Annotated in this window: 20 protein-coding genes and 2 tRNA genes; 4 read left to right on the top strand and 18 right to left on the bottom strand. The window is 53.2% G+C overall.

Features of this window, described 5'->3' with window-relative positions; translation table 11 throughout:
• From Q3970_RS09585 to gmk, 4 genes are all read right to left on the bottom strand, one after another.
• On the bottom strand, window positions 1–246 hold a 246-nt coding region (locus tag Q3970_RS09585), incomplete at its 3' end, for a hypothetical protein (RefSeq protein ID WP_303100350.1).
• Window positions 247–300: 54 nt separating this feature from the next.
• Window positions 301–2,454: a bifunctional (p)ppGpp synthetase/guanosine-3',5'-bis(diphosphate) 3'-pyrophosphohydrolase gene (locus Q3970_RS09580; protein ID WP_303100349.1), complete on the bottom strand. Its 2,154-nt coding sequence runs from the start codon at window positions 2,452–2,454 to the stop codon at window positions 301–303.
• Between the two features lie 18 nt (window positions 2,455–2,472).
• Window positions 2,473–2,679, bottom strand: coding sequence for a DNA-directed RNA polymerase subunit omega (gene rpoZ / locus Q3970_RS09575; protein ID WP_135033770.1), 207 nt, complete (start codon window positions 2,677–2,679; stop codon window positions 2,473–2,475).
• A gap of 64 nt (window positions 2,680–2,743) precedes the next feature.
• Window positions 2,744–3,361, bottom strand: coding sequence for a guanylate kinase (gmk, locus tag Q3970_RS09570; protein ID WP_303100348.1), 618 nt, complete (start codon window positions 3,359–3,361; stop codon window positions 2,744–2,746).
• Window positions 3,362–3,483: 122 nt separating this feature from the next.
• Between gmk and Q3970_RS09565 the strand changes: the two genes are divergently transcribed.
• Entirely contained in the window at window positions 3,484–4,050 is a 567-nt protein-coding gene (locus tag Q3970_RS09565; RefSeq protein ID WP_303100347.1) for an adenine phosphoribosyltransferase, read from the top strand.
• 90 nt (window positions 4,051–4,140) lie between these two features.
• Here Q3970_RS09565 and Q3970_RS09560 read toward each other — a convergent pair whose 3' ends face one another.
• A complete protein-coding gene (locus tag Q3970_RS09560; RefSeq protein ID WP_303100346.1) occupies window positions 4,141–5,238 on the bottom strand; it encodes a hypothetical protein in 1,098 nt (365 codons plus the stop codon).
• A 468-nt stretch (window positions 5,239–5,706) separates the two neighbouring features.
• On the opposite strand from Q3970_RS09560, the gene Q3970_RS09555 reads away from it, so the two are divergent.
• Window positions 5,707–7,335 carry an ABC-F family ATPase gene (locus Q3970_RS09555; protein WP_303100345.1) on the top strand — a complete coding sequence of 543 codons (1,629 nt, stop codon included), beginning with the start codon at window positions 5,707–5,709 and terminating at the stop codon, window positions 7,333–7,335.
• 171 nt (window positions 7,336–7,506) lie between these two features.
• Here the strand turns inward: Q3970_RS09555 and secF are convergent, their stop codons facing one another.
• The 3 genes from secF to yajC form a co-directional block, all read right to left on the bottom strand.
• Window positions 7,507–8,442: a protein translocase subunit SecF gene (gene secF, locus Q3970_RS09550; protein WP_303100344.1), complete on the bottom strand. Its 936-nt coding sequence runs from the start codon at window positions 8,440–8,442 to the stop codon at window positions 7,507–7,509.
• Window positions 8,443–8,447: 5 nt separating this feature from the next.
• The gene (secD, locus tag Q3970_RS09545) at window positions 8,448–10,298 is read right to left on the bottom strand and encodes a protein translocase subunit SecD (RefSeq protein WP_303100343.1); all 1,851 of its coding nucleotides are present in this window, start codon (window positions 10,296–10,298) and stop codon (window positions 8,448–8,450) included.
• A gap of 67 nt (window positions 10,299–10,365) precedes the next feature.
• Entirely contained in the window at window positions 10,366–10,659 is a 294-nt protein-coding gene (yajC, locus tag Q3970_RS09540; protein ID WP_303100342.1) for a preprotein translocase subunit YajC, read from the bottom strand.
• Window positions 10,660–10,833: 174 nt separating this feature from the next.
• On the opposite strand from yajC, the gene Q3970_RS09535 reads away from it, so the two are divergent.
• Entirely contained in the window at window positions 10,834–11,874 is a 1,041-nt protein-coding gene (locus Q3970_RS09535) for a histone deacetylase family protein (protein WP_303100341.1), read from the top strand.
• Between the two features lie 92 nt (window positions 11,875–11,966).
• Here the strand turns inward: Q3970_RS09535 and Q3970_RS09530 are convergent.
• From Q3970_RS09530 to Q3970_RS09505, 6 genes are all read right to left on the bottom strand, one after another.
• Window positions 11,967–12,043, bottom strand: a tRNA-Asp gene (locus Q3970_RS09530).
• Between the two features lie 12 nt (window positions 12,044–12,055).
• Window positions 12,056–12,131 (bottom strand) — tRNA-Val (locus tag Q3970_RS09525).
• Between the two features lie 179 nt (window positions 12,132–12,310).
• Window positions 12,311–13,057, bottom strand: coding sequence for a 3-oxoacyl-ACP reductase FabG (fabG, locus tag Q3970_RS09520; protein ID WP_303100340.1), 747 nt, complete (start codon window positions 13,055–13,057; stop codon window positions 12,311–12,313).
• A gap of 102 nt (window positions 13,058–13,159) precedes the next feature.
• Window positions 13,160–14,374 carry a nicotinate phosphoribosyltransferase gene (pncB, locus tag Q3970_RS09515; RefSeq protein ID WP_303100339.1) on the bottom strand — a complete coding sequence of 405 codons (1,215 nt, stop codon included), beginning with the start codon at window positions 14,372–14,374 and terminating at the stop codon, window positions 13,160–13,162.
• 221 nt (window positions 14,375–14,595) lie between these two features.
• A complete protein-coding gene (locus tag Q3970_RS09510) occupies window positions 14,596–15,039 on the bottom strand; it encodes a hypothetical protein (RefSeq protein WP_303100338.1) in 444 nt (147 codons plus the stop codon).
• A 69-nt stretch (window positions 15,040–15,108) separates the two neighbouring features.
• The gene (locus Q3970_RS09505) at window positions 15,109–15,324 is read right to left on the bottom strand and encodes a hypothetical protein (protein ID WP_368494376.1); all 216 of its coding nucleotides are present in this window, start codon (window positions 15,322–15,324) and stop codon (window positions 15,109–15,111) included.
• Between the two features lie 237 nt (window positions 15,325–15,561).
• Between Q3970_RS09505 and Q3970_RS09500 the strand changes: the two genes are divergently transcribed.
• A complete protein-coding gene (locus Q3970_RS09500) occupies window positions 15,562–15,858 on the top strand; it encodes a hypothetical protein (protein ID WP_303100337.1) in 297 nt (98 codons plus the stop codon).
• Window positions 15,859–16,119: 261 nt separating this feature from the next.
• On the opposite strand, the gene Q3970_RS09495 is transcribed toward Q3970_RS09500, so the two are convergent.
• The 4 genes from Q3970_RS09495 to Q3970_RS09480 form a co-directional block, all read right to left on the bottom strand.
• Window positions 16,120–17,556, bottom strand: a complete 1,437-nt coding sequence (locus tag Q3970_RS09495; protein ID WP_303100336.1) for an acyl-CoA dehydrogenase family protein — start codon at window positions 17,554–17,556, stop codon at window positions 16,120–16,122.
• A 134-nt stretch (window positions 17,557–17,690) separates the two neighbouring features.
• The gene (dusA, locus tag Q3970_RS09490; protein WP_303100351.1) at window positions 17,691–18,689 is read right to left on the bottom strand and encodes a tRNA dihydrouridine(20/20a) synthase DusA; all 999 of its coding nucleotides are present in this window, start codon (window positions 18,687–18,689) and stop codon (window positions 17,691–17,693) included.
• A gap of 135 nt (window positions 18,690–18,824) precedes the next feature.
• Window positions 18,825–19,736 carry a COG2958 family protein gene (locus tag Q3970_RS09485; RefSeq protein ID WP_303100335.1) on the bottom strand — a complete coding sequence of 304 codons (912 nt, stop codon included), beginning with the start codon at window positions 19,734–19,736 and terminating at the stop codon, window positions 18,825–18,827.
• Window positions 19,737–19,762: 26 nt separating this feature from the next.
• The coding region (locus Q3970_RS09480) for a Tex family protein (protein WP_303100334.1) at window positions 19,763–21,967 on the bottom strand (2,205 nt) is incomplete at its 5' end.

The raw sequence follows: 21,967 nt of genomic DNA, 5'->3' as shown, positions 1-21,967 counted from the left end.
AGGATATTGATTTGCTGTTTCGAACCTGTATCGATTATTAAGTTGATTAGCTATATTGCCACCGGCAGGTACAGCACACATTATGACACCAAAAAACAAAACCGCACGCAAAATGACGGATGCTGTCAAACAGATCATTGCAGAACCTACTCCTCTAAAACAGGTCTGTAGCTCATCCTCTTTTGAAGTATGGGGTATCTTGGAACATAAGAAAACTGCACCTTTTTTAGTTGGGGTGGTGTCCAACTTTTGAGGTGCAGTTCAGTTTTTTTCAGACCATAATATGTCGGTTTGATATTGTCAAACGCGCACGATGCGCTGCACCTGCGGAATGGTATGCAGGGCGCGGATAATGCCGTTGAGCTGATCGGTGCTTTTCACTTTCAGGAAAAATTTGAATTCGATAAATCCTTCCATGCCGGGTTGTTTCTGCGGTGTTTCCACTGATTCGATATCGGCACCTGATGATGAAATCGCCTGAGCCATCGAAGCCAGCAGGCCGCGGGTGTCGCGGGAACCGACTACCAGCGTGGTGCGGAAACTTTGATCGGTGAAGCTTTCCCAACCGGCATCAAGCTGTTGGTCCGGATCGGCTTTCAGTATATTGGGGCAGGTGTCGCGGTGGATAACCAGCCCTTTATCTTTAATCAGCAAGGCGCGAATGGCATCGCCGGGCAGGGGCTGGCAGCATTGTGCCAGATGTACGCGGCCGGTTTCGCCTCCGTTGATTTTAATCGGGCTTAAGCGCACTTCGCCGCCGAAATGTTCGCCGGCAAGTTCGGCGATGTGCATGGCTACGGTAACGGGCAGGGTGTGGCCCATTCCGACGTTATAGAGCACGTCTTCAAACGTGGTTTGTTTGTTGTTGAGGTCTTCCAGATATTTTTCTTTCAGGCCGTCTGAAAGCAGGATATTTTGCGGCAGCAGGCTGGAAAGGGCTTTTTGCAGCAGGTTTTCGCCCAAGGTTACCGCATCTTTGCGGTTCATATTTTTGATATAGTTCCGAATAGCGCTGCGGGCACGGCTGGAAACGGTGAAATTGAGCCATGCAGGGTTCGGTTTGGCTTGCTCGGAGGTGATGATTTCCACCGAATCGCCGGTTTTTAATTTTGTGCGCAGCGGCATCATGGTGCCGTTGACACGGGCCGCCACGGTACGGTGGCCGACATCGGTGTGTACTGCGTAGGCAAAATCGATAGGAGTGGCACCTTTTGGGAGCGCCAGAATTTTCCCTTTTGGTGTAAGGATATACACTTCATTGGGGAATAAGTCGACTTTAACGGCTTCGAAAAATTCCATGGCGTTGGCACTGCCGGCCTGCAGGTCGAGAATGTTTTTCAGCCAGCGGTTGGTATGCAGTGTGGCCTGATCGACGGTGCTTTCTCCTGATTTGTAGATCCAATGTCCCGCCACACCGCCTTCGGCCACGGCATCCATTTCCCAAGTGCGTATCTGCACTTCGATGGGCAGGCCGTAGGGGCCGACCAGAGTGGTGTGCAGGCTTTGGTAGCCGTTGCTTTTGGGAATGGCGATATAGTCTTTGAAGCGGCCGGGTTTGGGTTGGTACAGGTTATGCAGGGCGCCCAGTGCGGCATAGCAGGCGGGAATGCTGTTAACGATTACGCGGAAGCCGTAAATATCCATCACATCGGCAAAACGCAGGTTTTTGGCCTGCATTTTCTGGTGGATGCTGTAAAGGTTTTTTTCCCTGCCTTTGATTTTGGCTTCGATATTGGCGTCAACCAGGCGCACGCTGAAAGCACGCAATACTTTGCCGACCACGTCGCGACGGTTGCGGCGGCTGGCCTTCATGGCTTTTTGCAGGGTTTCGTAGCGGCGCGGATGCAGATTTTGGAAAGATAAGTCCTGCAATTCCTGATAAGCGTTGTTCAGGCCGATACGGTTGGCGATTTGAGCATAGATTTCCAGCGTTTCCTGCGCGATACGGCGGCGCTTTTCAGGACGCATCGAGCCGAGCGTGCGCATATTGTGCAGGCGGTCGGCAAGTTTCACCACAATCACGCGCACGTCTTTGGTCATGGCCAGAATCAGCTTGCGGAAACTTTCGGCCTGATGCTCGGCCTGGCTGTCGTATTCGAGTTTTTCGAGTTTGGAGAGACCGTCGACCATTTCGGCAATGGTTTCGCCGAATCCGGCGGCCATTTCAAGTTTGGTAACGCCGGTGTCTTCAAGCACATCGTGCATCACTCCGGCACACAGCCCCTGTATGTCCATATGCCACACGGCCAGTTGGGCGGCAACCGCCAGCGGGTGGGTAATGTAGGGCTCGCCGCTTTTGCGGGTTTGGCCGTCGTGGGCATAAAAAGCAAAGGCGCAGGCTTTTTCAAGCTGTTCCTGCTCTTTGCTGTTCAGATAAGATGCCGTACGGAACAGCAGGCTGCGGGCTTCGGCCGTTAACGGATCGTATGGGGCGGTGGGTTGCGGCGCACGCATTCAGACGGCCTTGTGCGGTTATTTGCTGCGTTTGAGCAGCTCTGTGGTAATTTCGCCGGCGGCGATTTCGCGCAGGGCGGTAACGGTGGGCTTGTTGTTGCGCACATCGTCAACCAGAGGCGCGGTGCCGTTTTCAAGCTGGCGGGCGCGGCGGGCTGCGGTAAGGGTGAGGTCGAAATGGTTGGGGATTTTGGTAACGCAGTCTTCTACGGTGATTCGTGCCATTTTGTCGGATACTTTCTCGTTATGAAAGGTTAAGAGGAGGATGAAGTTATATTGTCGCTGTTTTTTAAGAATTTTCCAACAGGTTTTCAATAAACAGCCGTTGTGAGGATTGTTTGAGACGGTGCGATTTAATGATGGAAAGCAGGTCTGCTTCGGCCTCGGCCAAATCGTTGTTTACGACAACATAATCGAATAAAAACGCCTGTTCGATTTCGCGGCGTGCCTTACTCAGGCGTTTGGTTACTGTTTCGGGGCCGTCGGTGCCGCGGCTGGTTAACCGTTCGGCCAAAACTTTAAACGAAGGCGGCAGAATGAAGATGCTGCACACATCGGGCCACACGCGGCGCACTTGTTCGGCGCCTTGGATGTCGATTTCCAAAATCACGTCATAACCCTGTCCGCGCAGCAGGTTCACGCCTTCCACGCTGGTGCCGTAATAATTGTCGAACACTTTGGCGTGTTCGAGAAAGGCACTTTCGCCGATTAACTTTTCAAATTCTGCGGTACCGACAAAATAATAATGGCGGCCGTGTTCTTCGCCTGTCCGGGGAGGGCGGGTGGTGTGGGAAACCGATACGCGGATATCGTTGTGGTGTCGGGTAAGGCGGGAAACCAGCGTGGTTTTGCCGGTGCCGGAGGCGGCGGAGATAATGAAAATATTGCCTTTGGATGATGCTTGCATGGTAACGGGCCGGGAGGGAAATTACCGCTTATTATGCCACAGCGGCAGACGGGGCGACAACGAATGTCAAGCTTTGCTACAATTGCCGATTTATTGGTTACCGAATTTAGGATAAAGCAGATATGTTGATTCATCCCGATGTGATGGGCGTGGGAAAACTGTATGAAAAAATCCGCAAAGTGCCCGACTGGCCGAAAAAAGGCATTTTATTTCATGATATTACGCCTGTATTGCAAAGCCCAGAATATTTCCGCCTGTTGGTGGATTTGTTGGTTTACCGCTATATGGGGCAGAAAATCGACGTGGTGGCCGGTTTGGATGCGCGCGGGTTTATCATCGGGGCGGCTTTGGCCTACCAGCTGAATGTGGGCTTCGTGCCTATCCGCAAGAAAGGCAAGCTGCCGTTTGAAACGCTTTCGCAAAGTTATGCGCTGGAATACGGTGAGGCAACGGTGGAAATCCATACCGATGCCGTTCAGAAAGGCGCGCGCGTGTTGTTGGTGGACGATTTGGTGGCCACAGGCGGTACCATGCAGGCAGGCATTGAGCTAATCCGCAAACTCGGCGGTGAAATCATCGAGGCGGCGGCGATTTTGGAATTTACCGATCTGCCCGGCGGTGCCAATATCCGCAATCGTGGTGTGCCGCTGTTTACGCTTTATCAAAACGAAGGGGCTATGCCTGCTTGATAAGTTTGTTTCGGTATAACGTTTTTTGAATGAAGCAAGGCCATCTGAAAGTTTTTCAGACGGCCTTTGTTTGCGAAGCGTTATACGGGTTCAGAATTTGTATTCGATTTGGCTGCGCACCACGTTTACGTCTTGCTTCCTGCTGCCGACTGTGGCGTTAACCTGTTTGCCGTGCAGGTAGAAAGCATTGAGCTTGAAGTTTTTATAGGGAACGTAGTTGAAACCGATTTGCGCGCCTTGTACGTTTTTGCTGTAGTCTTCAACCGATGAAATGCCCGACATTGCGCCGACACGGCGCAGGTTGAAAAATACGTCGTAAGAGTTGCGGGTTTCCCATCCGGCGTTTTTAAATTTCACACCGGCAAAAATGCCGTCGGGTGATACTTTTTTGCCCGCACTGTCTTTCACGCCGGTGAGGTTGGAGCGGCTGTAGGCGGCCATTGCGCTCCAATCATCGTTGAGTTTTACGTCGGCGCCGACTTCGCCGAAGACGGCGTTTTTACGGCTGTTGTCGGGCTGTTTTACATTGTTCAGGTAAACGGCGGTGGCGCCGATGTTGGCTGTGTCGCCAACGGGAATCACGGTTTGGGCGGATACCATTGCTTCACGGCGGACTTCCACACCCCACGGGTTGTCGTTTAAATGCTTGGTTACGCGGGCAACAGCCACTTTGGTTGGGTATTTGTAGTCGAAAAACAATTCTGCGCCGGTTACTTCATTATCGAGCACGCGGCCGTATGAAGAGAAGGCACCGAATTTGCCCACGCGGGCTTTGACTTTGTCGTAAACCGTGCCTTCGGCGTAAAGCTTGTTCATGGGAACATCGTGGTCGCCGTTGAACTTGCCGGTTTCCAAATCGATTTGCGGCTCGATTTGGGTAACGATTTTCCAGTCTTTATAAACGCGGGCGGAAAACCATAAATCGGCGTTCAGATGGCTGGCTGTGTTGTTTTTGGCGTTGTCTTCGGCTGCATAGTTGGCCGCTGTATCGCCGGAGTCGGCGCGGGCGCGGATGGTACCGTGGGCACCGAATCGGTCGGGGATAACGTTGTAATCGCTTGAAGCGCGTTTTGCACCGGCGTTCACATAATCATCGGTAGTGGCTAGTGCGGCCGCTGTGTTTGCCGCCAAAACAGGGGCGGCGAAGAGGGAAGCACATACGAAAGGCAGGATCTTTTGGGGTTTCATATCATTCATTCTCCAAAAAGTTGGGTAAACAGCTGCATCAGAATTATTAACAGGTGAAACACTTCCCCCGAAAGTATTCCTAGCCTTGTTTGCCAAGGCTTTTTTCAGTGTGCAGTTGCTGTTTTTGTTAAATGACATCGGTGTCATTTTTTTAATTTAAAAAACGGTTGCGTTTTCAAACCGTTTTTTAAATTTTTTTATGGTGGCTATCGTATTGAAAACAAGTGTTGTCCGTCAAGCGGTTTAACGGTTGGCAAAGCGGGATAGGGCGGTTTTATTGACTTGAATCAATGTGAAAAATTTCAAATGCCGGCTGAAGGGGTGGTGTTGCGGGCATTAGGCCGTCTGAAAAAATATTCCGATTGCCTTGCAGCCTTTTTCAGACGGCCCTGAAACAGAATCCGCCCGAGTGCAAATATGCTATAATTTCATACTTTATATCTTTATATTCGCGAAGGTTTACATCAAATGATTTCTACCAACGGCATTACCATGCAGTTCGGCGCCAAGCCGCTGTTTGAAAACGTGTCTGTGAAGTTTGGCGAAGGCAACCGCTACGGCCTGATCGGTGCCAACGGTTCGGGCAAATCTACTTTCATGAAAATCCTCGGCGGCGATTTGGAGCCGACCAGCGGCGAAGTGGCCATCGAAAACGGCGTGCGTTTGGGCAAGTTGCGCCAAGACCAATTTGCCTACGAAGATATGCGCGTGCTCGACGTGGTGATGATGGGCCACACCGAAATGTGGGCGGCGATGACCGAACGCGATGCGATTTACGCCAACCCCGAGGCCACCGAAGACGACTACATGAAAGCGGCCGAGCTGGAAGCCAAGTTCGCCGAATACGACGGCTATACCGCCGAAGCGCGTGCCGCCGAGCTGTTGAGCGGCGTGGGTATTGAAGAAGCATTGCACAACGCCCAAATGAGCGAAGTCGCCCCGGGCTTCAAACTGCGCGTGCTGCTGGCACAGGCGCTGTTTTCCAAACCCGACGTTTTGCTCTTGGACGAGCCGACCAACAACCTCGACATCAACACCATCCGCTGGCTCGAAGGCGTGCTCAACCAATACGATTCGACCATGATCATCATCTCGCACGACCGCCACTTTTTAAACGAAGTGTGCACCCATATGGCCGACGTTGACTACAACAGCATCACCATCTACCCGGGCAATTACGACGACTACATGCTGGCTTCGGCCCAATCGCGCGAGCGCGCTATGCGCGACAACGCCAAGGCCAAAGAGAAACTGCAAGAGCTGCAAGAGTTCGTGGCGCGTTTCTCGGCCAACAAATCCAAAGCCCGCCAAGCCACCAGCCGCCTGAAGCAGGCCGACAAAATCAAATCCGAAATGGTGGAGGTGAAACCCTCAACCCGCCAAAACCCGTATATCCGCTTTGAAACCGACGAAAAATCCAAGCTGCACCGCCAGGCCGTGGAAGTGGACGGTTTGGCCAAGCGCTTTGAAAACCCGTTGTTCAAAAACCTCAATTTCATTCTCGAAGCCGGCGAGCGCCTGGCGGTTATCGGCCCCAACGGCGCGGGTAAATCCACCTTGCTGAAACTGTTGGCCGGTGCGTTCGACAGCCAATATTCAGACGGCCTCACCGCCGATGCGGGCAGCATCAAATGGGCGGAAAAAGCCAATGTGGGCTATTACCCGCAAGACCACGAAAACGATTTCGACGTGGCGATGAACCTGACCGAATGGATGCGCCAATGGGGGCAGGAAGGCGACGACGAACAGGTTATCCGCGGCACGCTCGGCCGTTTGCTGTTCGGCAGCAACGATGTGGTAAAACAGGTGCAGGTGCTCTCGGGCGGCGAAAAAGGCCGCATGCTCTACGGCAAGCTGATTCTGCTGAAACCCAACGTGCTGATTATGGACGAGCCGACCAACCATATGGATATGGAAAGCATCGAATCGCTTAACATGGCGCTGGAAAAATACAAAGGCACGCTGATTTTCGTGTCGCACGACCGCCAGTTCGTATCCTCGCTCGCCACACAAATCATCGAGCTCGACGGCAAAGGCGGCTACGAACATTATCTGGGCGACTACGAAAGCTATTTGGAGAAAAAAGGCTTGGTGTAATGCCGGTGCTGAATATTTGTGCCGGCCTTTTAAACACTTGCGCCATATACAAGCCAAGCCCGGCTGCGGCGTGAGTACTTTCAAAGCCGATACGGATTGTACAAAGCACAAAGGCCGTCTGAAATGTTTTCAGACGGCCTTTGTGGTTTGTAGTTTATACCGGCAAAACTGTTAAACCACGGCTTCTTCTTTCTGTTTCTGCGGTTTGGCCAGATTTTCGCGGCTCAAGCCGAACATCAGCAGCAGCGGGCTGGCCACCAGCACCGAAGAATAGATGCCGAACACGATGCCGATGGTTAAGGCCATGGCAAAGCCGTGCAGCGCGGCACCACCGAAAATCAGCATCGAAAGCACCATCGCCTCGGTGGAGCCGTGGGTGATGATGGTGCGGCTCATGGTGGCGGTGATGGCATTATCGATAATCTGCGGCACGGTTTTATTGCGCATCTGCGGCTTGCGGAAGTTTTCGCGGATGCGGTCGAACACCACTACCGATTCGTTCACCGAATAGCCCAGCACCGCAAGGATACCGGCCAGCACGGTTAGTGAGAACTCCCATTGGAAGAGGGCGAAGCAGCCGAGAATAATGATCACGTCGTGCATATTGGCGATAATCGCCGACACGGCAAAACGCCACTCAAACCTCACAGAAAGATAAATGATGATGCCGACAATTACCATGCCCAACGCCAGCAGGCCGCCGGTTACCAGCTCTTCTCCTACCTGAGGGCCGATAAATTCAACCTGGCGCAAGGTAACGTCGGGGCTGTCCTGTTTGAGCAGGTTCATCACGTTGTTGGACAGCTGAGCCGAAGGAAGGCCTTCTTTATTAGGCAGGCGGATCATGATATGGCGGTTGGTACCCAGCGCCTGTACTTGAACATCGCCCAGCTTCAGCGTATCAAGCCGCCCGCGCATCTTATTAACGTCGGCGCCTTGTTGGTATTGCACTTCCATTACCGTGCCGCCGGTAAATTCAACCGAGAAGTTCAGACCTTTGGTAATTAAGAAAAATACGGCGGCAACAAAGGTAAGCAGTGAAATAAAGGTAGTGAGCCTGCCATAGCTCATAAACGGAATATCGCGTTTGATTCTGAAAAATTCCATATTGTTTACTCCTTGGCGGCTGTTTCGGTTTTGGCTTTCCATACCGAACCGATGGAAATATGCCGTAGTTTGCGGCGGCGGCCGTACCACAGGTTGACCATTGCCCGTGAAACCACCACAGAAGAGAACATCGAGGTGAGAATGCCCAAACAGTGCACTACGGCAAAGCCGCGCACGGGGCCTGAGCCGAAAACAAGCAGGGCGATGCCGGCAATCAGTGAAGTGATATTGGAATCGACAATGGTGGCCCATGCATGCTGGTAGCCGAGGTTGATGGCCTGCTGGGGGGCTGTTCCCGATCGCAATTCTTCACGGATACGCTCGTTAATCAATACGTTGGAGTCGATAGCCATACCCAGCGTCAAGGCCAGCGCGGCAATACCCGGCAGCGTCAGAGTAGCTTGCAATGCCGATAAAATCGCCATCAGAAACAGAATATTGCTTGAGAGTGCAATCACGGAAAACACTCCGAACAAGCGGTAGTAGAGCACCATAAATACTGCTACGGCGGCAAAACCCCACAAGGTTGAATTAAACCCTTTTTCAATGTTTTCTCTGCCTAAAGAAGGGCCGATGGTACGCTCTTCGATAATTTCCATCGGTGCGGCCAGCGAACCGGCACGCAGCAGCAGTGAGGTGTCGTTGGCTTCGGCTGTGCTCATACTGCCGGAAATCTGTACGCGGCCGCCGGTAATGGCAGATCGGATAACAGGGGCGGTTACCACTTCGGCTTTTCCTTGGTCGATTAAAACCATCGCCATGCGTTTGCCCACGTTTTGAGCGGTGAGATCGGCAAAAATATTGCCGCCGGTGCTGTCGAGGTTAATGTTGACGGCGGGCGCACCCATTTCGTCGAAACCGGGTTGGGCATCGTTGATGTTGTCGCCGGTCAGTTCAACCTGCCTGCTCACCAAAGTGGGCTGCGGCTGCTCGCCCGCGCTGTAAAGCAACTCGTAACCTGCAGGCACATTACCCGATAAGGCCGCCTGAACTTGAGCCGAATCGTCGGAAACCATGCGTACTTCCAAAGTGGCGGTACGGCCGATAATATCTTTTGCTTTGGCAGTGTCTTGCACGCCGGGCAACTGAACCACAATGCGCTCCGCTCCCGACTGTTGGATAACCGGTTCGGCCACACCCAATTCGTTAACACGGTTGTGCAGTGTAGTGATGTTTTGCTTAAGCGCGTCGGTACGCACTTTATTGAGAACTTCCTGCGAAAGTGTCAGTGTCAGGCTGTTGCCTTCGGGCGTGAAGGCAGCCTCGGGAAAATAATTGCGCAGCAGCGGCAGCGCTTTCTGCAAATCGGTACCGTCTTGAAACGGTATAACCAGGCTGTTTCCGGTTTGGCGTATGGTTCCGGTACGGATTTTCTGGCGGCGAAGCTCACGGCGGATGTCGCCCGAATAGCGTTCGAAAGTTTTCTGCATGGCGGCTTTCATATCCACCTGCATAGTAAAATGTACGCCGCCGCGCAAATCCAAACCGAGAAACATCGGATTGGCTTTGATTTTAGCCATCCATTCGGGGCTGTCGGCCAAAAGGTTGAGCGCAGTGATGTAGCCTTCGCCCATAGTGTTTTCGATAATATCGCGGGCTTTGAGCTGGGTTTCGGTGTCTTTGAAGCGCACTTTCAGTGAATTGTCGGCAACAAACATACCGTCGGTTTGAATGTCGGCGGCTTTGAGGGCGGCGGCCACCCGCGCTTCGGTTTGGTCGTTAATGATGATGGATTGTCGGTTGGTGGATACCTGCACCGCCGGGGTTTCGCCGAACAGGTTGGGCAGGGTGTAGATGATGCCCAAAATAATCGTGGCGGCAATCAGCAGGTATTTCCAAAGTGGATAACGGTTCATGTTAAACCTTTATTTTATAAACACAAACAGCCGCAGCACGAATGCGGCGGCTTTTAAAGCGGCGGGCTTATTCGGCTTTGCCGGCGATGGCGTTGCGTTCCACTTCAACTTCCACGCCGCGTGCGATTTCCACGGTGAAAAACTGATCGCCCACTTTATTTACCGTGCCTTTGAAGCCCGAAGCCAAAATCACTTTGTCGCCGCGTTTCAACTCGGCAATCATCGCTTGGTGGGCTTTGAATTTCTTTTGCTGCGGGCGCATAATCAGAAAGTAAAACACTACCAGAATAAGCACCAGCGGGGCGAACTGCATCAGCATATTGGGTTGGGCGGCATCGGCGGCATAAGCAAAATCAATCATGTTGTCCATTCCTTGAATTGTTGACAGGCGGCAAGCCGTTTGGATTACCGTCGAAAATAGGCTATTCTAAAGGGCAGGGCGGATTTTTCCAAGAAGTTTCAGTATGGATCAGCCATAAATTGCCCAAAAGCCGTCTGAAAACTACGCTGCGGCATTGAAAACGGGAATACGGCAATGAACATTATCAAATACATGCGTACCAAATTGCGCCGCCTGCTCGGCCGTAAGGCCAAAACAGCATGGATCAGCCATCCTCTGTTTTTGCTGTACGAACCGGGTTGCGGCCACCCCGAATCGCCGCAGCGGATAGCGGCTGTTGAGGCGGAGCTTGAGAAACAAGGTATCCGGAATGTGATGCAGGCCGTGCAGGCTCCCGAAGTGGCCGACAAGCAACTGGCTTTGGTTCATCCGCGCAAATATCTGCGTTTTCTGGAATCAGTGCAACCGCCTGCCGGTAAAATCTACCGTCTCGACGACGATACGGTGATGAGTCATGAATCACTACATGCCGCCCGTTATGCAGCCGGTGCAGTGATAAAAGGCGTGGAAATGGTGATGAAGGGTGAAGCTTTCAATGCGTTCTGCGCCGTGCGCCCGCCCGGCCACCACGCCAAAACTGACCGGGCCGGCGGATTTTGCCTGATCAACAATGTGGCGGTGGGCGCCATGCACGCCATTGCCAATTTCCGTCTGCAGCGTATTGCCATAATTGATTTTGATGTGCACCACGGCGACGGCACGGCAGAAATCTTTAAAAACGACCCGCGCATTTTATTTTTAAACAGCTTCGGCCAAGGGCTGTATCCGTTTCCCGAAACTGTCCCTGATCCTGCTCCAAACTGTATAAATACTGTTTTTGCATCTCATACGGGCAGCCGGATGTTCCGTAGGGCAGTGCGCGAGCAGTGGCTGCCGCGCCTGAAGGCGTTCAAGCCGGAGCTGGTGCTGCTGTCGGCGGGTTTTGATGCCCACAAACAAGACGAAACGGGCTGTTTGAATTTACACGAGGCCGACTTCGCCTGGTTGACCCACAAAATCATGAGGTCGGCCGAGAGTGCGAAAGGACGCGTGGTATCGGTGTTGGAAGGCGGCTATACACAGGAAAGCCTGGCCGTATCGGCTGCTGCCCATCTTTACGTTTTGACGGGGCTGGGTAAGCCCGAGTGTGCACTTGAATACGGCCGGCATTTGAAACGCGGTTCAAAAAGGGAATAAGTTTCAACATCCGGCCGTTTGAAAGTAGTTGCAAAAAAGCCTTTAAAAGAAAAAGCACCGGTTTTAAGCGGTGCTTTTTTTCTTTAAAGATTTGGCGGAGTGGACGGGGCTCGAACCCGCGACCCCCGGCGTGACAGGCCGGTATTCTAACCAACTGAACTACCACTCCGCGCAGAAAACTTGGTGGGTGATGACGGAGTCGAACCGCCGACATTCTGCTTGTAAGGCAGACGCTCTACCAACTGAGCTAATCACCCGTATCGCCTTGCGAAAACGTAATTAAACCAAAATTCAATATACCGCGCAAGCGTTTTGATGCCGTTTTTTTTGTGTTTTCAAGCAAACTGTTCAAATTAAAAGAAATTGCTTTTAATAATTTTATTTACTTTATTACAAGCTTGCCGGACAGGATAGCGGCAAAGCCGCCGAACGTGGTTTAGGGCATCAGCATGCCGCCGTTAACGTGCAGGGTTTGGCCGGTGATGTACTTGGCTTGGCTGCCGGCTAAAAACAGCACGGCATCGGCAATATCCTGCGCATCGCCGAATCTGCCCAATGCAGTTTGCGCTTCAAACATTTTGCGGGTTTCCTCGGGCAGGGCGCGGGTCATGTCGGTGTCGATAAAGCCGGGAGCGACGCAGTTGACGGTGATGCCCCTGCTGCCGACTTCCCGTGCCATGGATTTGGAAAAGCCGGCTAAGCCTGCTTTGGCTGCGGCGTAGTTGGCCTGCCCGGTGTTGCCCATGGTGCCGACTACCGATGTGATATTAATGATACGGCCGCTGCGCTGCTTCATCATGCCGCGCAATACGGCTTTGCTGGCGCGGAACACGGATTTGAGGTTGATCTGCATGATGTCGTCCCACTCTTCTTCTTTCATGCGCATCAGCAGGTTGTCGCGGGTGATGCCGGCATTGTTGACGAGAATGTCGATTTTGCCGAATTCTTTTTCGATGGCGGCAACTAAGTTTTCGATGCTTTCGGGTTCGGCGGCGTTGAGTATGCGGCCTTGCCCGCCCCATTGTGCGAGACGCCCGCTGATGGCTTGGGCGCCGCTTTCGCCGGTGGCGGTGCCGATAACAGTGGCGCCGGCTGCGGCCAGCGTGTCGGCAATCGCGGCGCCGATGCCGCGGGATGCTCCGGTAACAAGGGCAGTTTTTCCGCTTAAATCTTGTGAAATCATGTGGTTTCCTTTGTGATCGGTTTGAGGTTTCAGACGGCCTTATATCATAAATGGCGGGGTTTATCTATTTTGAGGCCGTCTGAAAGCTTTTGTCGTTTTACATTATTCGGGGGCGGGGATTTGGAATACTTGGCGCAAATAGGCGAGGAAGGTATTGTTGTCGGTCATTGTTTTGCCGGGGCTGTCGGAAAGTTTGGCTACCGACTGGCCGTTGCATTCGACCAGTTTCAACACAATGTTGAGCGTGGTGTGCCCCAAATCGTTGGTGAGGTTGGTGCCGATGCCGAAGCTGGTTTTGAAGCGGTTTTTAAAGTATTGGTGCAGTGCCCATGATTTTTCAATATTGAGGCCGTCTGAAAAAGTGAGCATTTTGGTACGGCTGTCGATTTTGAGCTTTTTGTAGTGGGCATAGGCTTTGTCGCCCCAAACATAAGGGTCGCCGCTGTCGTGGCGCAGGCCGTCGAACAGTTTGGCAAAATAGAGGTCGAAATCGCGCAAAAAGGCATCCATGCCCACCACGTCGGTGAGGGCGATGCCGAGATCGCCGCGGTATTCGCGCACCCAGCTTTCGAGAGCGGCTTTTTGAAAATCACGCAATCGCACATCAAGTGCTTGAAAGGCCTGTAAAAATTCGTGTGCCATGGTACCGATGGGGGTGATACCTAGTTTTTTTGCGAGATAGACGTTGCTGGTGCCGCGCATAACTTCGGGCACGGCGGCATAAAGGGTTTTGATAACGTGTTCCTGCCAGGCAAGGGTATAGCGGCGGCGGGTGCCGAAGTCGGAAATTAAAAACGGCGGATCGGCAGGGTTTTGTGAAGTGGCCAGTTTTTGAAGCAGGGCGGCTTTGGCCTGCAGGCGGCGTTCGCCTTCGGCTAAAACCTCGGGGGTTTCGAGGCGGCGGAAATAAAGCTCGTTAACGATGGCGAGAATATAAATCTCGAAAAACATCGCCTGTATCATCGGGCCTTCGATGCGGATATTCAAACGGCCTTCGTCGTCGGTGCTTACTTGCACGAAGCGGCGTTTGAGCTGAAACAGTTCGAGATAATCGACAAAATCGCTTTTAATAAAACGCAGGCTGCGCAGATAATCTAACTCGCTTTGGCTGAATTTCAGCCGGCACAGCGAATCGAGTTCCTGTTCTAGTTCGGCTTGGATTTCGGCCAGCGGATAAACTGTTTGATCGTTGTTGCGGCAGCGGAATTCATACACGCCGTGTGCTTGCGGAAACTGGTGCAGAATCACCTGCAACATGGTGAATTTGTATAAATCGGTGTCGAGCAGCGACCGGATGATGGGCGTGTGTCGGGCCATAAGAACGTTTTCTGTTTGGTTGGCAGGCTGCCATTAAATCATGTTTTCGGGGTTTTGTGGGGATTTGGTCAAACCAGCCGGACGGCCGGGATATAATCTTTTTCCATACAAATATTAAATAATGCCGTCTGAAGTATTCAGACGGCATTTTGTAGAAGTTTCCGGCTTTTGCTTGAAAGCCTGCTTTCACCGGTTTGTTTCGGCCCTTAAAGTTCCGGCGCTTAAAAAGCTTCGGATAAGGATTCGTTGGCTCTATCCGGTTCGTTCAGTTTCTGCCGGGCTTCGTTTACCGCTGCTTCCAGTTTTCTGATGCGCTCCTGATAGCGCACATAATTGCGCTCGTTGCCGTAGCGCACCTGTTTGCCTTCTTCCAATGCTTTCTGCGCCTGTTCGAGCTGCTGCCGGGCTGCTTGATACCTTGTTTGGCTGTCGGAACGGTTTTCCGGGCGGTTTTCCTGCACAGAACCTTGCGTTTGGATGGCAGGTGCCGGTGATGCCGAATAGAGGCCGACCTTGCCGATATCTGCTTTTTGGCAGTTGCTGCCGGGGTTTTGCGTGTAAACGCGCTGCCCGTTTCGGGCGCATTCGTAAACCGTTGCGGCTTGTGCGGACAGTGTGCCGGCAGAGAGCAGGACGGCGGCTGCGAGGCGGATGGTGTTGTTCATGATTTGTTTTCTGTAATGTGAAGTGTGCAGTATGCCGTCTGAAAATCAAACGGGCAAGGCCGGTGCTGATTATGATTGCCTCCTCAGCCAAAACCACCACACTGCCAGCAATGCCGACGCCATCAATATATTGCCGGCTGCCACCGCGCACCAGCGGCGGCGTTTGTCGGATCGCCCGTTTCCCTGCCTGCGTGTGCGGCGCATATAAAAAAACGGGCTGAGCAGAATAGAAACCGCCGAGATGAAAATCACTGCCGCATAATAAATTTTTTCGCGTTCCATCATTATATCCTCCGTTTTCGGCACATTATACGGCAGGGCCGTCTGAAACCCTCTTTGTTTCGCTATAGAAGATTGATTGATGCCTATCCGGCAGCTTTCCCCGCAACCTGTTTGATAATGGTTTGCCGATATCTGCGCCGTGCCGCACCTACCTACAAGCTGTGTCGGCCGCTCTGATCATGGAGCAGGCGCGCGCCAAGACGAAAAAGGCAATATCTATAAGCGGCGCCGAGCTGCTGCTTGAGGGCGATTACCCCGGCTGAAAACCCGACGCTTAGTCGAAGGCTGTTTGCCGCCACCAAACCCGTATTTGCCGCCCGTTTGGGACGCGAACCAACAACCGAGGTGCTGCACGCCGGTTTGGAATGCGGCCTGATGCAGCAGCACCTGACAGATGTTGAAATGATTTCCTTCGGCCCCACCATAGAAGGCGCACACACCGTGGGAACGTGTGGAAACCGCCACGGTGGGCGAATGCTGGGAAATTTTGTTGGGAATATTGGCAAAAGGCGTTTGATGCCGATAGAAACAGTGTGATAAACATCAAGGCCGTCTGAAAGGGTTTTTCAGACGGCCTTGGTGTTTTCTGATATATGTTTCGCTATATATGGTGAATTCAAATAAGACCTCCTATACCGTCATTCCCGCGCAGGCGGGAATCCATGTTGGAATCTAACAAGTATTTGAGTAAATGTAACTTATTGTTCGTTCAACTTGATTCCCGCCTGCGCTGGAATGGCGGCAGGGGAGTATTTACCGCATATTGGAAAAATTTTGCGAAGTGGTTCCGCCGGCGTTTTACACGCCGAGCTCTTGGCAATCCAGCATATCCTTGCGCACATCGGTTAACAGCAGGGCGGCGGCATCTTGGCTGTCGGCCTGCGCCCACACAAACAGCCGGGCGATGATTTTGCCGAGAAACACTTTTTCGGCGGCGTCGGCTTCGCCCAAGCGGTGTTGTTGCAGAAAACCGGCAATGTCGGCAGGCACTTCGCTGCGTTCGGGCAGTCGCACGGCGGCGAAGCGGTGGTCCGACAGCAGGCGTTGCAGCAGGGTTTGGTTTTTATCGGGTTTGATGCCTTGCGCTTTTTCCTGAAGGGTGGCACGGACGAACTGGTCGTAGATTTCGGCATACAGCATATCGTTCGGCCCTTCGAAAATGGTGAAAGGGCGGATGTCGATGGCGATATTGCTGGCGGGGTGGCCGCTCTCGAAACCTTTGGCGCCGAGCAGTTTCTGCAAAATCTGCGCCGCGCCGTAGGTGTATTCGGTGGCCAGCGTTTTGATGATGTTGGCTTCCATCAGCTGATGGGCAACGGCTTGGTCGGGGGCGACGTGGCGGCAGGTGAAGCGGTAAAGCAGTTGCGAAACGGCATGGCGTTTCATGATTTGGCGGCGCTCGTGATCAACGAATTTAATGTCGTTTACCACGAAACGGCGCAGGTTTTCGATGATGTATTCCATCACGCCGTGGGTCATGCCCACCAGTTGCAGGCGGCTGCGGATAAAGATGTTTTGAAAGGCGCGCAGGCCGGCGGCTTCGTTTTCCGAAAGTTTCATCACGCAATCGGCGGGTATGGCCGCATCGATGCGGTTGACCGCATAGCGCACCGCGCGCAAGCCTTCCGATTTCAGGGTTTCATAGCCGATATATTGTTTGGGCACCAGCAACAGATTGATGGTTTTCGATAATTTGCCGTTTTTGCGCTCTTTGGCGGCCACCAGCAGAAAGTCGCTTTGCGAGTTTCCCTGCCAATATTTGACGGCGTGCACATAAACGGTGCCGTTATCCTGATATTCGTAATAAGACTGCATTTCGCGCGCAATGGCGGCGCCGGAGGTTTCAGGCTCGGTGATGCCCAGGCCGCCGCCTTCGCCGTTGAAAATCAGCTTCAGGCCGGTTTCGATTTGCTGCGGGTTGCCGAACTCGATTAAAGGCTGCAATACCAGCGCACCCTCGATGCCGGTGCGCAGGGTAACGGGCACGCCGTAATGCCCGGCGATGCGCAACACTTCTTGGATTTCAAACTGATTGCTTTTTCTGCCGCCGTGCCGCTCGGCCAAAAACGGCAGCAACAGCCCCGCACGCTTCAGCTCGAGCCATTTGTTTTCGGGCAGATAGTGCATCAGGTTGAGGCCGTCTGAAAAAATGCGTTTGAAAGCCGCTTCGATATGTCGTAAAAAATCAGCCGTATCCATATGAACCGGCTGGTTTGCCAATGTGCTGTGTGCCATATATCCTCTTGGTGCGATATTTTTTAGAGTAAATTGCCTAAGATTTATAACATATTCTCAGGTGGTTGACAATCATCAGCGTGTTTGTCGGCGCATCAAGCTGTAAAAATTATGGCAGGCGCGGGGCAGGGCGGTTAATCCAACCCGTTGGCTTTCGCCACCTCCCGCCACGCTTCGAGAATCAGGCTGCCGTCGTTATTTTTCAGAAGCGAAGCATCGGAAAGCATACGCCGCCACACGCGTGCGTTTTTCAGGCCGTGCATCAGGCCGAGATAATGGCGGGCGGTGTGGCGGAGCGTGGCGCCGTTGCCGGATAGGATATGCGCGCGGCTGTAACGGAACAGCTTTTCCACCAAATCGGCATAGCCAACAGGCGCTTCGCTGCCGCCGTAAAACAGCCTGTCCCATTCGCGCATCACCATCGGGTTATGATAGGCCTCGCGGCCGACCATCACACCGTCGACGTGTTTCAAATGCGCGGCGATTGCTTCGTTGGTAGTAATGCCGCCGTTGATGATGATTTCCAAATCGGGAAAATCGCGCTTGAGGCGGTAAACATAATCGTATTTCAAGGGCGGCACTTCGCGGTTTTCTTTCGGCGAAAGGCCGTCGAGCCAAGCGTTGCGGGCATGGACGATAAAAGTGGTGCAGGCCGTCTGAACGGAAAGCGCGCCCACAAAATCGCGCACGACGGCATATTCGTTTTGGCGGTCGATACCGATGCGGTGTTTAACGGTTACGGGAATCCGCACCGCATCCTGCATGGCGTTGAGGCAGTCGGCCACCAGTGCGGCTTCGTTCATCAAGCAGGCGCCGAACGCGCCTTTCTGCACGCGCGGGCTGGGGCAGCCGCAATTGAGGTTGATTTCGTTGTAGCCGTAAGCCTCGCCCGCTTTGGCCGCCTGCGCCAAATCGGCCGGCTCGCTGCCGCCCAATTGCAGGGCAACCGGCTGCTCGCCTTCGTTAAACTTTAAAAAACGGTTTTTATCACCGTGGATAATGGCGCCGGCATTGATCATTTCGCTGTAAAGCCAAGTATGGCGCGTAATCTGGCGGGCTATATAACGGTAGTGGGTGTCGGTCCAATCAAGCATGGGCGCGACGGAAAGGCGGCGGGGCGGTAGGGCGGTCATGGTGGGAGGGGAAGTTTCAAAGTGCGGCATTATAAGGTTTTTTTGGGGGGAAGGCGTTTAAAGCCGTCTGAAAGTTAAGCGGTACAGCAAAACACCTGCTAACAAGCTGTCGAATTCATTGGATAGAGTCCATCATTAATATCTGTTCCAATTTTTCTCAACGATTTTTCCCGATTGGTAATAAATCGCCACATATTCGATAAAGGTTTCAAAGTCCTTATTTTGTTCCACGATACGGTTAACCGATTGCCAATCGGTGTCCGTTTTACGCTTGGCGGGTAATAAAATTTCACTTTCAGATAAATCATCGGCATTCAGCATAATCACACCGATACCGTGCAATGCCGACAAAATCCGCAACTCTTCCTCGGTGTGTTCACCTATAATGGCTGTGGTCACCAAATAACCTTCATTGGCCCAGCCGGAATTGCTGACTGCTTGGAAAAAGCTTTCCCGCACATTGGCGCCGTTTAACGCCAATTTCACCTCAAACGACCACAACGCCACGTTTTGCCCGGAACCCAATTTCACACACTGGCGGACATCTTCGTTCCATTGTCTATCCATGGTCTGCATGGCCACAATATCGGGATGCAGCCATTGGTTGCCTTTTGCGCCGCGATTGTTTTTAGAGCGTTTTTCATCAATCCGCAAACAATACAAACCCAATTCATCAGATAAAAACTGCATCAGCTTGGGATACAAATCATGCTCCGAGTAACTTTCGGAATCATTGCGAAGTTCTGCCATTGCTTCAGGCTCAGCCGATAAAGCAGCACCGGCTTGATACCAATATAAGCGCGGGCGCGGTTTATCCTGCATCACGATATCCGGACAAGCTTTGATGATACTGTTTTTCTGTGCACTAATTTCCGCCACAACCTGCTGGATAAATTCTTGCTCGGTGGGGAATGCGGCTTTCTTGTTTTGGTAATCGCCTGCGTATTGCGTGGTAATCGCTTCCGCAATTTGTCTTGCGGTAAATTTCTGCTGCGGGTTTGCCTGTAAAAACGCAATGACTTTTTGTACTTGGGATAATTTGGACATTGTCTTATCTCGTTGCTTGCATAACATCACAGTTTTAACTTCGCAAACGCATCCGCCATCACGGTATTGCCGACGGTTTTTTCCCGTTGCGGTTTGGCGCTGCGGTTATCGCCTCTGCGGTTGTTTTCAGACGGTCTGCCGCTGCGTTTGGCCTGCGTGCCGGGTTCGTCGTCCAAGCGCATGGTCAGCGCGATGCGTTTGCGTTTTTCGTCCACTTCCAGCACTTTCACTTTGACCACATCGCCTGCTTTCACCACGTCGCGCGGGTCTTGCACGAATTTGTCGGCCAGCGCGGAGATGTGCACCAAGCCGTCTTGGTGTACGCCGATGTCGACGAAGGCGCCGAAGTTGGCGACGTTGGAGACCACGCCTTCCAGTATCATGCCGATTTTCAGGTCTTTGATTTCATTTACACCTTCGGCAAATGAGGCCGTCTGAAATTCACCGCGCGGGTCGCGGCCGGGTTTTTCCAGTTCGGCGAGGATGTCCATGATGGTGGGCAGGCCGAATTGTTCGGTGGTGTAGGCGGCGGGTTTGATTTGGCGGATTTTTTCGCGGTTGCCGATTAAATCGGCGGCCTTGATGTGCAGATCGTCCAGCATTTTGGCGACGACGGGATAGGCTTCGGGGTGGACGGCGCTGGCATCGAGCGGTTCTTTGCCGCCGTTGATGCGCAAGAAGCCTGCGGCCTGCTCGAAGGTTTTTTCGCCGAGGCGCGGCACTTTGAGGAGTTTTTTTCTGCTGTCAAACGCGCCGTGTTCGTCGCGATAGGCGACGATGTTTTGCGCAAGGGTTTGGTTGAGGCCGGAAATGCGGGCGAGCAGCGGCGCGGAGGCGGTGTTGACGTCTACGCCCACGGCGTTGACGCAGTCTTCCACCACGGCATCGAGCGATTTGGCAAGCTGGTTTTGGTTGACATCGTGCTGGTATTGGCCGACGCCGATGGATTTGGGGTCGATTTTCACGAGTTCGGCGAGCGGGTCTTGCAGGCGGCGGGCGATGGAAACCGCGCCGCGCAGGCTGACATCGAGTTCGGGGAATTCTTTGGCGGCCAGTTCGCTGGCGGAATAGACGGATGCGCCCGCTTCGCTCACGACGATTTTGTGCAGACCCGTTTCAGGCAGCATTCTCACCAATTCGACCGCGATTTTGTCGGTTTCGCGGCTGGCGGTGCCGTTGCCGATGGCGATGAGCTTCACGCCGTGTTTTTTAATCAGCGCGGCAAGCGTAGCCAACATATTGTTTTCTTGGTGCAGATAGACAATCACGGTGTCCAAGAGTTTGCCGGTGTCGCTGACCACGGCGCATTTGACGCCGTTGCGGTAGCCGGGGTCGAGGCCGAGGGTGGTGAGGCGGCCGGCGGGGGCGGCCAGCAGCAGGTCTTTGAGGTTGCGGGCGAACACGGTGATGGCGTCGCTGTCAGCGTTTTCTTTCAGACGGCCTAATGCTTCCAGCTCGAGTGAGAGAAAGATTTTGGCGCGCCAGGTGAGGCGCACGGTGTCGCGCAGCCATTTGTTTTCATTATTGATATGGAAGTGTTGAGCGATGATTTTTTCGTAATCGCTCTGTTCGGTAATCGGGGTTTCGTCGGGCTGGTATTTTAAGGCTGTCTGAAGAATGCCTTCGTTGCGGCCGCGCAATACGGCCAGCGCGCGGTGGCTGGGCATGCTGCGCACGGCTTCGCGGTGGTCGAAATAGTCTTTGAATTTTTCGCCGCTTTCGGCTTGGCCTTCCAGCACTTGGGCGTGGATTTCGGCTTCCGCCCACAGTTTTTCGCGCAGGCGGCCGATGAGTTCGGCGTCTTCGGCGAACTGTTCCATCAAAATGGCGCGCGCGCCGTCGAGCGCGGCTTTGCTGTCGGGCACTTGTTCGTTGAGATAGCTTTGCGCGGCGGCTTCGGGGTCTTGGTTTTGGTCGGCCAATAATGAATCGGCCAAGGGTTGCAGGCCGTTTTCGCGGGCAATCTGCGCTTTGGTGCGGCGCTTGGGTTTGTAGGGCAGATAGAGGTCTTCGAGCGCGGTTTTGTTGTCGGCCGCTTCGATGGCCGCCTGCAATTCGGGCGTGAGCTTGCCTTGTTCTGCTATGCTTTTTAATACGGTTTGTTTGCGCTCTTCGAGTTCGCGCAGGTAGGTGAGGCGCTCTTCGAGGGTTCGCAGCTGGCTGTCGTCCAAGCCGCCGGTGGCTTCTTTGCGGTAGCGGGCGATAAAGGGCACGGTGGCGCCGTCGTCCAA

The sequence above is a fragment of the Neisseria sp. genome (assembly GCF_030530745.1).
Lineage (GTDB): Bacteria > Pseudomonadota > Gammaproteobacteria > Burkholderiales > Neisseriaceae > Neisseria.
Note: the sequence above shows the minus strand (reverse complement) of the source record. Positions and strands in the feature narration are given on the sequence as shown.

What these genes read in the sequence shown, in the direction of transcription:
- Q3970_RS09580 (WP_303100349.1), bottom strand. Translation starts at nt 2,454, where the DNA reads ATGCGTGCGCCGCAACCCACCGCCCCATACGATCCGTTAACGGCCGAA.
- rpoZ (WP_135033770.1), bottom strand. Translation starts at nt 2,679, where the DNA reads ATGGCACGAATCACCGTAGAAGACTGCGTTACCAAAATCCCCAACCAT.
- gmk (WP_303100348.1), bottom strand. Translation starts at nt 3,361, where the DNA reads ATGCAAGCATCATCCAAAGGCAATATTTTCATTATCTCCGCCGCCTCC.
- Q3970_RS09565 (WP_303100347.1), top strand. Translation starts at nt 3,484, where the DNA reads ATGTTGATTCATCCCGATGTGATGGGCGTGGGAAAACTGTATGAAAAA.
- Q3970_RS09560 (WP_303100346.1), bottom strand. Translation starts at nt 5,238, where the DNA reads ATGAAACCCCAAAAGATCCTGCCTTTCGTATGTGCTTCCCTCTTCGCC.
- Q3970_RS09555 (WP_303100345.1), top strand. Translation starts at nt 5,707, where the DNA reads ATGATTTCTACCAACGGCATTACCATGCAGTTCGGCGCCAAGCCGCTG.
- secF (WP_303100344.1), bottom strand. Translation starts at nt 8,442, where the DNA reads ATGGAATTTTTCAGAATCAAACGCGATATTCCGTTTATGAGCTATGGC.
- secD (WP_303100343.1), bottom strand. Translation starts at nt 10,298, where the DNA reads ATGAACCGTTATCCACTTTGGAAATACCTGCTGATTGCCGCCACGATT.
- yajC (WP_303100342.1), bottom strand. Translation starts at nt 10,659, where the DNA reads ATGATTGATTTTGCTTATGCCGCCGATGCCGCCCAACCCAATATGCTG.
- Q3970_RS09535 (WP_303100341.1), top strand. Translation starts at nt 10,834, where the DNA reads ATGAACATTATCAAATACATGCGTACCAAATTGCGCCGCCTGCTCGGC.
- fabG (WP_303100340.1), bottom strand. Translation starts at nt 13,057, where the DNA reads ATGATTTCACAAGATTTAAGCGGAAAAACTGCCCTTGTTACCGGAGCA.
- pncB (WP_303100339.1), bottom strand. Translation starts at nt 14,374, where the DNA reads ATGGCCCGACACACGCCCATCATCCGGTCGCTGCTCGACACCGATTTA.
- Q3970_RS09510 (WP_303100338.1), bottom strand. Translation starts at nt 15,039, where the DNA reads ATGAACAACACCATCCGCCTCGCAGCCGCCGTCCTGCTCTCTGCCGGC.
- Q3970_RS09505 (WP_368494376.1), bottom strand. Translation starts at nt 15,324, where the DNA reads ATGATGGAACGCGAAAAAATTTATTATGCGGCAGTGATTTTCATCTCG.
- Q3970_RS09495 (WP_303100336.1), bottom strand. Translation starts at nt 17,556, where the DNA reads ATGGCACACAGCACATTGGCAAACCAGCCGGTTCATATGGATACGGCT.
- dusA (WP_303100351.1), bottom strand. Translation starts at nt 18,689, where the DNA reads ATGACCGCCCTACCGCCCCGCCGCCTTTCCGTCGCGCCCATGCTTGAT.
- Q3970_RS09485 (WP_303100335.1), bottom strand. Translation starts at nt 19,736, where the DNA reads ATGTCCAAATTATCCCAAGTACAAAAAGTCATTGCGTTTTTACAGGCA.